This is a genomic window from Lonepinella sp. BR2357 (assembly GCF_051851525.1).
Taxonomy (GTDB): domain Bacteria; phylum Pseudomonadota; class Gammaproteobacteria; order Enterobacterales; family Pasteurellaceae; genus Lonepinella.
In genome coordinates, this window is record NZ_JBPDVG010000021.1 from 1 (window position 1) to 12,150 (window position 12,150).

Annotated in this window: 15 protein-coding genes; 6 read left to right on the plus strand and 9 right to left on the minus strand. The window is 30.2% G+C overall.

The window, feature by feature from the left end; genetic code table 11:
- The 4 genes from ACTG7L_RS10645 to ACTG7L_RS10660 form a co-directional block, all read left to right on the plus strand.
- Positions 1–304 (plus strand): hypothetical protein (locus tag ACTG7L_RS10645; RefSeq protein ID WP_439328515.1); only part of this gene is annotated, 304 nt, incomplete at its 5' end.
- Between the two features lie 4 nt (positions 305–308).
- A complete protein-coding gene (locus tag ACTG7L_RS10650; protein WP_439328516.1) occupies positions 309–683 on the plus strand; it encodes a hypothetical protein in 375 nt (124 codons plus the stop codon).
- Between the two features lie 164 nt (positions 684–847).
- Positions 848–3,400, plus strand: a complete 2,553-nt coding sequence (locus ACTG7L_RS10655; RefSeq protein ID WP_439328517.1) for a DotA/TraY family protein — start codon at positions 848–850, stop codon at positions 3,398–3,400.
- Positions 3,401–3,455: 55 nt separating this feature from the next.
- Positions 3,456–4,190 carry a hypothetical protein gene (locus ACTG7L_RS10660; RefSeq protein ID WP_439328518.1) on the plus strand — a complete coding sequence of 245 codons (735 nt, stop codon included), beginning with the start codon at positions 3,456–3,458 and terminating at the stop codon, positions 4,188–4,190.
- Between the two features lie 45 nt (positions 4,191–4,235).
- Here the strand turns inward: ACTG7L_RS10660 and ACTG7L_RS10665 are convergent, their stop codons facing one another.
- Positions 4,236–5,183 carry a DNA cytosine methyltransferase gene (locus ACTG7L_RS10665; protein ID WP_439328519.1) on the minus strand — a complete coding sequence of 316 codons (948 nt, stop codon included), beginning with the start codon at positions 5,181–5,183 and terminating at the stop codon, positions 4,236–4,238.
- 162 nt (positions 5,184–5,345) lie between these two features.
- Here ACTG7L_RS10665 and ACTG7L_RS10670 point away from each other — a divergent pair, with 162 nt between their 5' ends.
- On the plus strand, positions 5,346–6,047 hold the full coding sequence (locus ACTG7L_RS10670; RefSeq protein ID WP_439328520.1) for a Bsp6I family type II restriction endonuclease: 702 nt from the start codon (positions 5,346–5,348) through the stop codon (positions 6,045–6,047).
- A 50-nt stretch (positions 6,048–6,097) separates the two neighbouring features.
- On the opposite strand, the gene ACTG7L_RS10675 is transcribed toward ACTG7L_RS10670, so the two are convergent.
- The 8 genes from ACTG7L_RS10675 to ACTG7L_RS10710 all read right to left on the minus strand — a co-directional run bounded on the left by ACTG7L_RS10675 (position 6,098) and on the right by ACTG7L_RS10710 (position 11,031).
- On the minus strand, positions 6,098–6,343 hold the full coding sequence (locus ACTG7L_RS10675) for a hypothetical protein (RefSeq protein WP_439328521.1): 246 nt from the start codon (positions 6,341–6,343) through the stop codon (positions 6,098–6,100).
- Entirely contained in the window at positions 6,344–6,979 is a 636-nt protein-coding gene (locus ACTG7L_RS10680; RefSeq protein ID WP_439328522.1) for an AAA family ATPase, read from the minus strand.
- A 282-nt stretch (positions 6,980–7,261) separates the two neighbouring features.
- Positions 7,262–7,504 (minus strand): hypothetical protein, encoded by a 243-nt coding sequence (locus ACTG7L_RS10685; RefSeq protein WP_439328523.1) that lies wholly within the window; start codon positions 7,502–7,504, stop codon positions 7,262–7,264.
- A gap of 160 nt (positions 7,505–7,664) precedes the next feature.
- Positions 7,665–7,997 (minus strand): hypothetical protein, encoded by a 333-nt coding sequence (locus ACTG7L_RS10690; protein WP_439328524.1) that lies wholly within the window; start codon positions 7,995–7,997, stop codon positions 7,665–7,667.
- A 1-nt stretch (position 7,998) separates the two neighbouring features.
- Positions 7,999–9,156: a hypothetical protein gene (locus ACTG7L_RS10695; protein WP_439328525.1), complete on the minus strand. Its 1,158-nt coding sequence runs from the start codon at positions 9,154–9,156 to the stop codon at positions 7,999–8,001.
- Between the two features lie 713 nt (positions 9,157–9,869).
- Complete coding sequence (locus ACTG7L_RS10700; protein WP_439328526.1) at positions 9,870–10,136, minus strand: hypothetical protein; 267 nt, start codon at positions 10,134–10,136, stop codon at positions 9,870–9,872.
- A 15-nt stretch (positions 10,137–10,151) separates the two neighbouring features.
- Positions 10,152–10,460, minus strand: coding sequence for a hypothetical protein (locus ACTG7L_RS10705; protein WP_439328527.1), 309 nt, complete (start codon positions 10,458–10,460; stop codon positions 10,152–10,154).
- 241 nt (positions 10,461–10,701) lie between these two features.
- Positions 10,702–11,031 (minus strand): hypothetical protein, encoded by a 330-nt coding sequence (locus ACTG7L_RS10710; protein ID WP_439328528.1) that lies wholly within the window; start codon positions 11,029–11,031, stop codon positions 10,702–10,704.
- A gap of 360 nt (positions 11,032–11,391) precedes the next feature.
- Between ACTG7L_RS10710 and ACTG7L_RS10715 the strand changes: the two genes are divergently transcribed.
- Positions 11,392–12,150, plus strand: a 759-nt coding sequence (locus ACTG7L_RS10715) for a MobA/MobL family protein (RefSeq protein WP_439328529.1), incomplete at its 3' end; no start/stop codon positions are given.

The window sequence follows — 12,150 nt, forward strand, 5'->3', positions numbered from 1 at the left end:
AAAACAAAGAAGAAAAAGAAGAAGAAGAGGCTCAAATCAGATAGAAATGAAAAAACGTTCAGCAAAAAAAGAGCAGGCAGAAAAACAAGCAAAAGAAATTGAAGAAAAACAAAAAGAGATTAAAGAGAAATTAGAAAGATTAAATGAGTTGAATCAAAATCTAAAAATTTTGGAAAATGTGGCAGATGATTTATTAAATAAAGTAGATAGCAACAAAGAAATAATAGATGAAATTTTAAACACCAATGCTTGGATTAACCAAAACAGACAACAAAATTTCCTGAATACAATAAAAGGACAATAAACAAATGAATAATATACAAACAGGATTTCACAATAAAATCAGCAAAATTCAAGACAATATTAACAAAAGTTTTGAAAATCATTCAGAAGAAATTAAAAAAGAAATTTATATGGATGATGAATTATTAAAAGAAAATTTGATAAAAGGTTTAGCAAGTTTTCAAACTGCTTTAGAAGAAAAGTTTGATGAAATTGATAATTTCCCAACTGAGATTCAGCAAAAACAAATTGCTTTTTGGGAAGATTTTTACAAATTAGGCAATGATGAAAACTCAGAGAAAATGAGAAAAGCCATAAAATTAAAAATTATTGAAAATGATGCTTATCAAGCAACTTTTTCAGATTTACCAGACCTACCACTATGGATGTTAAACAAATGAAAATAAAAAAATCATTAAAAATTTTAGGCAAAGTTGCCTACTTTATCTTAAAAATCACAGCCAAAAATTTAATTTATATAGTAAACAATATGAACAAAAATTTTCAGCACAATTTTAACAACCAAAATTTTCAGAATAGAAAATTTTAATAATGGAGAGCCAACATGGACATCTTCAAAAACAATATAGATCATGATTATCTGATTGAAAATATTTTAAAGCCAGTTTTTGAAAACCAAAATGCTTTATCAGATTTCATGCTAATCTTTTCAACAGCCTTTTTAATCATTGGTGCTTTACTGGTTGCTTATAATGTGATCCAAAGTACATATTCAACAGCCAGCCTTGGCAAAATTCAAAATACAGCAGCTCAAATCATAAGAAACTGTTTAGGCATTGCTCTTTTATTTCCTATTGGCGATCTGCATTGGAATGGAGCCCAAAGATTGCTTGAATATGTTGCTGTTCAGGGTGTAAAAATGGCTGATACAGCCTTTGAAAACTTTGACTTGGAAACAACCCTTAACAGAGAAAATGTTAAATTCACTAGTTCTTATGAAAGTGACCTTGTGAAAGTCTTGAAAACAGCCATTTCAGCACATTCATGTGTGCAGACTTCAAAAAAGGTCATTCCCATAAATTCTAATGGCAAGGCTTCAGATTTCACATTTAAACAGGTCAGAAACAATAATAATGAAATAGTGTTTAATTTTGGTGATTTTTCTACAAATTCAGCCATGAATGAAACACTTTGTGGACAAATTGCAATTGCTCATAAATCCAATTTAGAGAAAAAAAGCACAAACAGCACAATTTCAAGCACTACAAATGCTTTAATGGATTTTGCAGATATGGATTTTGTCAACAAGTCAGAAATTGAAGACAGTTTGAAAAAAGCCCATATTCAAGCAACTTTAAAACTTATCACAGAAGATGCAAGCAAAATTTCTAAACTTGCACAAACTGCTAATGTGGATCAAGTTTCAAAGGAAATCGAGAGCAGCATTAAAGCTTACAATAAAACCATAGAAGACACTTTTAACAGTCTTAGCCTATTTAATCAAGATTTAACAAACAAGATGAAAGAAAATGGTATTGCAAGTCTTGGCTCATTCTTTTTCAAGTTAAGCCTTGTTAATTCACACATAAACCAAGCAGTTAATAATAGCCCAGATGTCAAAAATCTTTCAAATATAGTTGATTTAAAGAATAAATCTGATGAAGATTGCTCGATTTTTACCTTTTTAGGCACTTCTTGTAAGACTATGAAAGTGCTTGAAAAAATGAATACAGAAGTCTTTTCAGACCAAGAAAGATTAGCAAGTGTTTTACAGCAAGCCTTTTTGAAATTGGCTACAAGTTCCCAAGACCTTTCAACAAGCACAGCCTCTGCTGTTCAAGTTTCAAGTGATGATGACAAGTTTAAAGCAGCATTAAAACCAATTTATAAGATTGATTTCAGTTTTTTGAAGACTGAAAACAAGAATATTACCGATCCGATCGTTGTTGTTCAGAATTTTGGAGCAAGTATTTTACAGGTTGTTGAATTGCTCCTTGCTGGAACAGCAGTTCTTGCTGTTTTGCCTTTTGTATCTGGACTTGTCCCAATTCTGCTCCCTATCTTGCTAACCTTACTTGTTGCTGGTGCAGTGATTGCATTTTATTACCCTTTAAAATTTTTCCTTGTATGGACAAGTGCAATTTTTGGATGGGTTGTGCAGGTTTGTTTAAGTTTGTTTGGTGTGAATTTTTGGTTGATTACTATGCTAAGCCCACACTTTCAGGATCATTCTTTCATAGGAAAAAGTGGCAAAGGGTTACTGATGATCCTAGCACTTGCCACAAAACCAATTTTATTGGTTGGGGGATTTATAGCCAGCATAACCATCCTTTCACCAATTTTAGGCTTTTTTAATTACTTTTTTGGGTTTGCAGTTGAAAGCATTTACAATGAGGGTTCAAGCCTGCTTTATCCAATTTATTTAATATCAACAACAGTAATTTACATTACAGCAATTTTAAAAATTATGGATTTAATCTTTAATTTGGTTACAGAATTGCCGGATCGTGTGTTTGAATGGATTTCCTCAGGAATTTCAGGAAGTTTAGGCAGCCTCACAAGTTATGCTCATAACTTGGATGAAAACACAGCAGCAAGTAGTAATAAAGCATTATCTTCTACTGTTGCTGTAGGTGCATTAGGAATCAATGCAGCACAAGCATTTTCAAGTAAATTTGCAGGTAAAGCAGCAGAAGATAAAAAGCCAACAGACACAGATAACAAAAGCAATTTGAATGGCATATATACAAATGAAACAAAATTGAATCCCGATCACATAAATCAAGAAATTGATGGTTTGGGCAGTTCAGAAAATCAGAATAATTCAACACCTGATTTTATGAAAAATGTTGAGTTACAAAACAAAAGTAACCAGTCCAGTAACTCAGGTAGAAAAAATAGCAGAAAATCTGAAAATTATTCAAAAAAATCAGAAAATGCAGAGAAAATGCCAAAATTTATGCAAGATTCAGCAAGAGTGATGCATGGCCAACCAACAGCCAATAATGGCCAAAATCCAGCAGCAGATGCAAAAGAAATTGCATTAAAGCAGAATTTTAAGAACTATGCAGATAATCTAGGTTTAAAATTTTCTGATACAGATCAGGAGAGAAAAGAATTTGAGAGATGGAAAAATAATATTAGATCTAACTTGTAGTGGACAGAAATCTGTTGTTAAATTGCACATATTATAGTTGAATCGGGGAAATTTCATGAACACAAAAATTTTTGAGTCATTAAAGAACAATCAAGATGGGGGATACTACATAACCAAGAAAGTTAATTTTTCACCACTTGGTGTTATTTCAGAGAATGCTCTAAAAGACACCTTTGAATTCTCGTTTAATATGACTTTTGGTGAACAAGGAGAACATCGGGGGCATAGAACAGGAGGAATTCATAATAGAAGAAAAGGTGAAATATTTGCTAATACATTTCAAGGCAAGTTGGCTGAGTTTGCTGTTTTTGAACATTTCAGTAGGAAAAATATAGAAGTATCTAAACCTGATTTAGGAGTTTGGGAACTTGGTACATGGGATGATTTTGATTTACTTGTTGGAGATCTAACAGTATCAATAAAGTCTACAAAATCATTTGGAAATCTATTACTTTTAGAAAAAGATGATTGGGATGAAAACGCAAGGTATAAACCAAACAATAAAAGTTATGATTTCACTTTTTTAGTTAGAACGTATCCATTTTGTGAAGAGTTAATGAAAAATAACAGGATTTTGTATTCTGATGTAATCAAAATAGAGCAACTTAGAGAAATTATTTTTGGAGTAGAATGGAAATTTGATATACCAGGATATGTAACTAGAGTTGACTTGATACAGATTATAAAAAATAAACAAATAATTCCTCAGGGATCTATGTTAAATGGAAGCACCAAGATGGATGCGTCAAATTATTATATTCAGGCTGGGGATTTAAGGAAGTTTAAATAATTAAGATATAAGGAAACTATAAATATAGTTTCCTTTATTATTTCTTTATTTTATTGCTTTCATAATATTTTCAGCAATTCTTCTCACAACAGGAACAACAACAGAGTTGCCTGCTTGTTCATAAAGTTTTGCATTACTAATATCTTTAGGAATGTTGAAATCTAGGGGGAATCCTTGCATATTGAAACATTCTCTTGGTGTTAGTTTTCTTATCCCTGTCATGGTTTTTACTAATGGCACGTTGTGGCCACCTGTTCCCATATTGGCAGTTAAAGTTGGACAGAGATTATTTTTGTTTTCTCTGACATATTGTCTTCTCCATTGATACACAGTATCAGAAGAAGTCATATTATCTGTTAATTCATTATAAAATTTACATTTATTAAGTGTGTAATAGTATTTATCATCCTGTTTTTTATCAAAATCAATAAATTTATGAATAGTGTTTGTTAATTCAATTTCTGCAGGAAATGAGAATTTCTCCCAATTTTGTTTATCTAAAAAACAAACAATGTAAATTCTTTCCCTTGTTTGTGGCACATTTCCAAATTTTGCAGCATTAAGTACTTCGTATGAAATATGGTAGCCAAGTTCTGATAATGCTTGATAGATTATTTTGAATGTATTGCCATTATCGTGAGTTTTAAGATTTTTCACATTTTCTAAAAAAATAACAGGGGGCATTTTCTCTTTTATTATTCTTAACAATTCAAAGAACAGTGTTCCTCTTCCTTTTTCGTCATCAAAACCTTGTCTATATCCAGCAACTGAGAATGCTTGGCAAGGAAAGCCAGCTAAAAAAACTTCTGTTTGTGGTACTTCATTGGGTTTAACTTCCTTAATATCTCTATTATCAACTTTGATTTTAAAATTTTCTTCAAAGGTTTTGCAAGATGTTGGGTTTATCTCGTTTGCATAAGTTGTGATAAATCCTGCTTGTTCAAAAGCAAGGTCTACACCACCTACACCGGCAAAAAAAGATGCTAATTTCATTGGTTTTCCGTACATGGTTGTTAAACATAGTCAGATTTTATCATCATCAAACTGAAAAAGCAGCAACATTTTTATTTAAAAAATAGTAAAAACATACTATGGTTGGTTTTGTGCAGTTTTGGGGCAATGTATTATTTAAGCCATAGAAATAAGGGGATATAGATGGACTTTATAAAACTAGGAAGATTTATAAAAAAGTTGAGAGATAAAAATCATCTTACTCAAGCAGAATTAGCAGAAAAAGCCGACATCTCAATAAATTATGTTGGAGATATTGAAAATGCTAGGAAAAGCATAAGCCTAGAAAAGTTATCTGTAATATCTAAAGCATTAGGTTTTAGAGTAGACCATTTACTGAACAGTTTTTATTCAAACAAAGAGGACAATGAAATGACAGTTGAATTTGATTCAATTAAAGATGCATACCATAAATGGAAATCATTAAATGAAATCATTTCTGAAGATATGGATAGCAGAAAGATAAACTTACCAGAGGCAATTTCAGAAAATATTGCTTGTCATGCTTTAGGATTAACAAGAAATATGGATAGTTCAGGAGATGCTACGGATGCATATGGTAATTTAATTGAAATTAAGGCCACATCTAACTTTAATAGTGATTTGAGTTCATTTAGTCCTGATACTCATTTTGATAAGTTACTTTTTGTTAGGCTGAATTTAGATACTGATGAAGCCTATATTTATGATCTTTGTTTAAATGGTCGTGAGTTTGGGAAGTTGCAAGTCAACAAAACTGAAACTGTATATGAACACCAAAGCCAAGGAAGAAGACCTCGATTATCTTTAGTCAGATATATTGAAGAAAAAGGCCTTAAACCAGTGAAGATTGTTAGTCTGAAATAGATTATATTAAATAAGTATTATTTCATACGTATGAAATAATACTTATTACTTTATTTGAATCCAGCCATAGCAAGGGCATCTCGTAGGATTTGACTAACTGTCTTGGGTTCTATTCCTTTTCTTTTATTTGCTAAGGCATGATCTTCGAGTTGCAATAGTAAAGATTTTGGCAAGGTGAAAGAAGTTCTTACAATCTGATCATTTTCTTTTCCATAAGGTTTATCAGCAAGTTTAGCTGCTAATTCTTCTGCTTGTTGTTCAGTTGATTTTTTTATTGATTTTTTGTTTAAAGCCATTTAAAACACCTCTTTCATAAGTGATAGTACTTCATTTTTTGCTAACTCATTGTTCGTTTCTACAACAGATCTACCATCTGACATCACGTCTCTATACACTTTTCTGTAATGTGCAATAGATTTTAATATCTCAAAGTCTTCAAATTCAGATACAAATTCTAAAAATTCATTTCTTTCTTTGTCTCTTAGAATTGGGTTAGTAGTGGCCATGGTTTGATAGCAATAAACCTTTAGGTTAGGGTTTAAATTTCGTATTGCATCAACCTGTATTTGCAATTCTGTTAGAGTATCCAAATCAAGTTGTGAGCATTGATGTGGGGCAATAATCATATCTGCAACAGTTCCTCCTGTGATAAGTTCTTTACTATTTCTACCAGCAACATCAACTAAAACAACATCAAATTTTTCATTTAACAGTTTTAGTGTTTGGGATATGTTATCCCTTTTTTCTATTAGTGTTATTTGTGGTTTAAGTTTGTTTTCTTCTCTTTCTGCATACCAACGAGATGATGATCTTTGAGCATCAGCGTCTACAAGACATACGTCCTTTCCTTGGTTGGCTAATGCAACAGCAATATTTATTGCTGTTGTTGTTTTGGCCGCGCCACCTTTGTTGCACCCTATAATGACTATCATGGAATATCCCCCTATGTAAAAATCAAAAGTATTATTTCATACTTATTAAATAATATCAAATACTTCATAAGTATGAAGTATTACATAATAAGTATGAAATAATACTTATTAAATTTATTCAAGAAAGTGAATTTTTATGCAGGTTGCTTATTGGATGTGGAATTGCTGGATTTTTCAGCACATGCACATAACAGGTGATTATGTTAAATTTTTTCTTAAACAAGATTAGCCTGTTTTTTAGACAGGATTAACTTTTTTGTAAAATGAATAAGTATGCAAATTTTACTTATTCAGTAGTGTTGAAAAATCTGTTGTTAAGTCGATCAAATCAGAATTTAAAGGTTCAATGCTGACATCTTTAACAATTCTGCTGATCTGTTTTTTGCCTTGTGCTTTCAATCTTTCCCTGTATGCCCTTTGCTTGTCTGCTTGATTAGCATATTTTTTAGGTCTTCCAACCTTTTTTGGGATTGGCATATCAGGGAATAAATCCAGATTATTTACATTTTCTTCAATTTTGGCCATTTTTCTCACCTTTAATTTTAAATAATTTAGTAACAAGTTACTTTATTAAGTTTTAATATCATAACACGTTACGAAATTAAAGCAACAAAAAAGGGCAAAAAAGCCCCTTTTTAATGGGTAAATTTTTCAGTATTGAGATTGCTTAAAAATTAAGCTAAAACTAAGCATAACAGACCTGTGCTTTTTCTCTATAAAACATACATTTTATAGCATCAAGGCTTGTGTCATATTGTTTAGCAATGGTTTGCCAATCTGCTCCTTGCTCTTTTAGCACTTCAATTTCAATAACTTTGGCTTGTTTGTTAGCCTTGTTTTGCTGCTTAATATTATGCTGTTTTCTAAGTTCTACAAAATAATTATTTACACAAGATGGGCTTGCTCCAAGAATTTTAGCAATTTCTGCTTTTTGTTCTGCTGTAATTCTTTTTGATAAATCATAATTATCAATGATAAATTGAATGTTTTCTTGTTTTTTGGCTGCTGGAATTCGCATTTTAATCACCTTTTCTTATTTGTGCTAAATATTTTCTAATGGTTTTAACTGAGCAATTTAATTCTTTTGCTAATTTGGCTTTTTCTTCTTCTGATAATGGTGCTTTAACATTTGAAACATTTGCTTTTATGTATTCAAGTTTGTTTTTAATTTTTCTTTTTACAGTTGCATTGGTCTTGGCAAACTTGCCATTTCCATTGTATTCATCAACACAAAAATTTGTAATACTTTTGACAGTAGAATTGATTTCACTTTCTGTTTGGTGTCCATAATTTTCAGGATTTGCTTGAGATTTTAAGAACACAAACAAACGTTTTTTTAATTCTTCTTTGTTTTCTATTGCTGTTTTAAATTCTTTAGCCCATGCATACCCTTTGAATCTCAAATCTTCAAAGTTTTGGCAGTTTGTGCTGTTAGGGTCAAATTGATAATTTTCATTTTTACCTTTGGGATTGGGTGTCAAATCAACCACTGAAACAGGCTCTTTTTGTTGTTTTTGCTCTTCAATACCTAGCCAATTTTTAACCAGTTTTTCAAGATTATCTAAACTGTATGATGGCTGATCGTCATTTCTGTTAAAATCCCAACTCCAGCAGTAAGGGCTTTTACCATTAGTATTAATGTTGTTTAGGTCACCATTAAAAGCTTTATTGAGCAAGGCTCTAATTCTTTCAAATTGTTTAAATAATGCACTATTTTTGAAAATTGGCTTGTTGATGATATAGCCTACTTGTACTGAATTTTTGCAAGGGTGATAAATTGTATAATGTGGCTTGATTGCTGCCCTTACCTTTTCGACTAATTCCAAATCACACTTGTCTTCATCTATGTCAATCATTATGATCTGTTGGGCTTTACTGCCATTTAGTCTAATCCAGCCATAACATAAATTTTCATGGTCTTTAGCAGGCTTTGAAAACCAAGTTGTTTTATCTGGTGAAACTTTGATTTGTTTTAAGTTGCCAATAATGGCTTGTTTGGCAGTGATAACAGGTGTTGGCTCAAGTGCTAAAGGCTCTTGAGTTGTTGTTTTATGTTGTCTTTCTAACTGCTGTTTTAGTTGTTCTAGTTTGCTTTTTAATGCTGTTTGGCTTAAAATATAACTGTTAGCAGATGAAAAACTTCTTGAATCAGGGGTTAGAAGTCTGTATAATCTCATCTTGAAAATTTTCGAGGCCCCTTGAATAACGTACTAACTTTCCACAGGCAGAACGTGTTCATGGGGTTTGTTTTTTTTCTGTAATGTCTACATTATATGACAAAAAAATTTTAAAAGTCAAAAAATCAAAAAAAATTTTATCCTTATCTGTTTTTTGTTTAAAAAATGCACAAACTTCCCAAAACAAATCATATTATTAAAGTGATGATATTTGTTTAAAATATGAACAAAAATAGCTAAATTGTATAAAAAATATACTAACATGCCCCAAACATATCATATATATATCTAAGTGAAAAATATCTGCTTAGCCATGCTAAGCATCATGATCACAAACATACCAGGGCAAAGCCCAAAGTTTACAGCCTTGAGCATTTTCAGAAATCTTAGATGGTTGGGCATGGGTTTGGTAAAAGGAATTTTGATTGAAGAAAGATATTGATGAACGAGAGTGAGCGAAAAACCAAAAAAACAAATTTTTTTCAAAAAAGTCAAAAAAACACAAAAAAAATCAAATCGTTTGAGATCGTTAAACCTAGCCTAAAAAATCAAGCCAATAGGAAAGCCATATAGCCACTTTAAAGACATTGCTAAAGTGTTTGCTTGGCTAAAGTCTTAGATGCGTCAGAATGGCTTAAAATTGCTTAAACTGCATTTTTGGCTTTTTGGTGTGATTTTGATTAAAAAACCACCGTTCCGGTGGCTTGGTGTAGTTACTTAGGTTTGAAATTGATTGTTGGGTCTAGTATTGTAACTGTTGGTACAACATTATTTTCATTATTTTGTAATTTTTTGTGTAAATTTGATTCTTTAATTATATCATCCTTTTTGTTTTTTAGAGTATCTAACTTAAAATAATATGGACCTTTTAATTCTTCACAGTATGATATAGCCTTGTCTAATTCATCCACTGATGGATTAGTTTTTTTCAAAATTTTTTTGATAAAATTTTCTTTTTCTTCTTCAGTTAGTATACACATTTCATTTTCTCCAAGTTATTTTAAATTTGCAAAAAAACATTTTGTAATCAATGTGTTTTTTGTGTCTGTGTGAGTCATAAAATTAAAATATACACCATTTATTTTTTGTTTAGTACTAACAACACAGTTTTTCTTTTTATTTTGTTCTTTTTCTTCATTAACATCAAAAGCATGGTATATTAAGCATTTAAAAAATTCTTCACCATTTTGCTCTTCTAAGAAATCACACTCTTCTTGAGAATGATATGCAATTTGACCAATTGCATTATCATAAATTTGTTGAAGTTCTCTTTTTGCTTTTTCTTCTGCTTGTGCTTTTTTCATTTTCAATTCTCCTAATGAAATTAAAAATTGATTGTTTCTTGTTATTGTTTATTGTTGTTTTTTATTTATTAAATCTCTTTATTTAATATGTGTTATATGTTATCAGAATTTAAAAAATTGTCAAATTATCAAAAATTAACTAATTTTTTTAAAGAATCTTTATAGAATAAGGCTCTAACCAAATTTTATTTAATTAGAGCCTTAAAAAATATTTTTCAAAATTGATTTGATTGCCGAATTTTTACACAATTACTTTATCATTTCCACATTTTGAAATTAAATCTTCTAATTTAGCTTTTAATTGAATGATTGAGCCTTGCTCAATAATATTTTTATAAACTAAATCACCAATCTGAAAAATCATGGTATTGTGTTGTTTTTTTTCTAAATAAGATTTTCTATTCTGTTTTTCTCTTAAACTTTCCTTTCTTTTTTTGATTGTTTCTTTGTCTTTTTCAATTTCTTCTTGTAATTTTAATTTTTCAGAAAGTTGTAATTCAAACAATTCTTTAAGATCGTCCAAACTCTTTTCTAAATCATTTTTAAAATTTTTATCAGATGCATTATTCATAAAATTTTTACCTTTGTTAAATCTAAATAAATTCTAGTAAAATCAAGCCCTTCTGGCGATTGAAGAACCCGCAAATATAAATCCAGATGGATTTATGCAGGCAAAGGGCAATGCCCCTTGAACCCCAAATTTTTTTCACTGAAAAAAATTTGCAAAACTGCCAAAAGCAGTTTGATTTCTATCTGAATCAATTTTAAGAAATTCTAAAATTTATAATCAAGTTTTGCTGAATATTTTTCAAAAAATTAAATTTTACAATTTAATTTTGTCTGAATAAAAATTCAAATTTTTATTTATTCAATAAAAAATTCTTACACTTTACATATAAAGTTAAATTAACAAAATGGATAAATTAAAATTATGCAAAATGTCCACATATCAATGAATATCTTAAAAAAAGAAAACTATTCCCCTAGTCAAGGAAAAACTATTCAGCAATCAGCAGTTGCTAAACTGGCATACAATCATGGTGCAGACTATGGACCTTATCACTATTCAGCAAAGCAAAAAGATGACTTCATAAAGTCTTATATTCTTAAACCTGATAACAAGCCTTTTAGTTATGCCAATGCACAAGAAATGGCACAGGATTTAGAAGACTTGGATAAAAACAGAACTCAAAGTCAATATGGCTATAATTTGATAATTTCTTTGGACCATTCACTAAATTTAGAAACAAATGAAAAAATTTTGAATGAATTGATAAATGAGCAATTTACTAAATATGGTTTGGTTTCTGATATAGCAATTCACAACAAAAATAATTCAAATCTTCATGCACATGTTTTTGTGCCAATGCGAGAAATTGATAATGATGGAAAATTCAAAAAGTCAAAATTTCAAGGTGGATTTAAAAACAAAGATTTTAATTCAAATTTTCTTAGAGAAAGATGGGCTAAAAAAATAAATGCTGAAAGAAAAAAACTAGGCATTTTGGAAGAAGTTTCAACAAAATCAAATTCAGAAAAAATTCAAGAATTTTTAGACAAAGATGATGTAGTTTCAGCAGCAAAACTTGATTATGAAGTTGAAAAAAAACAAAGAAGAAAAAGAAGAAGAAGAGGCTCAAATCAGATAGAAATGAAAAAACGTTCAGCAAAAAAAGAGCAGGCAGAAAAA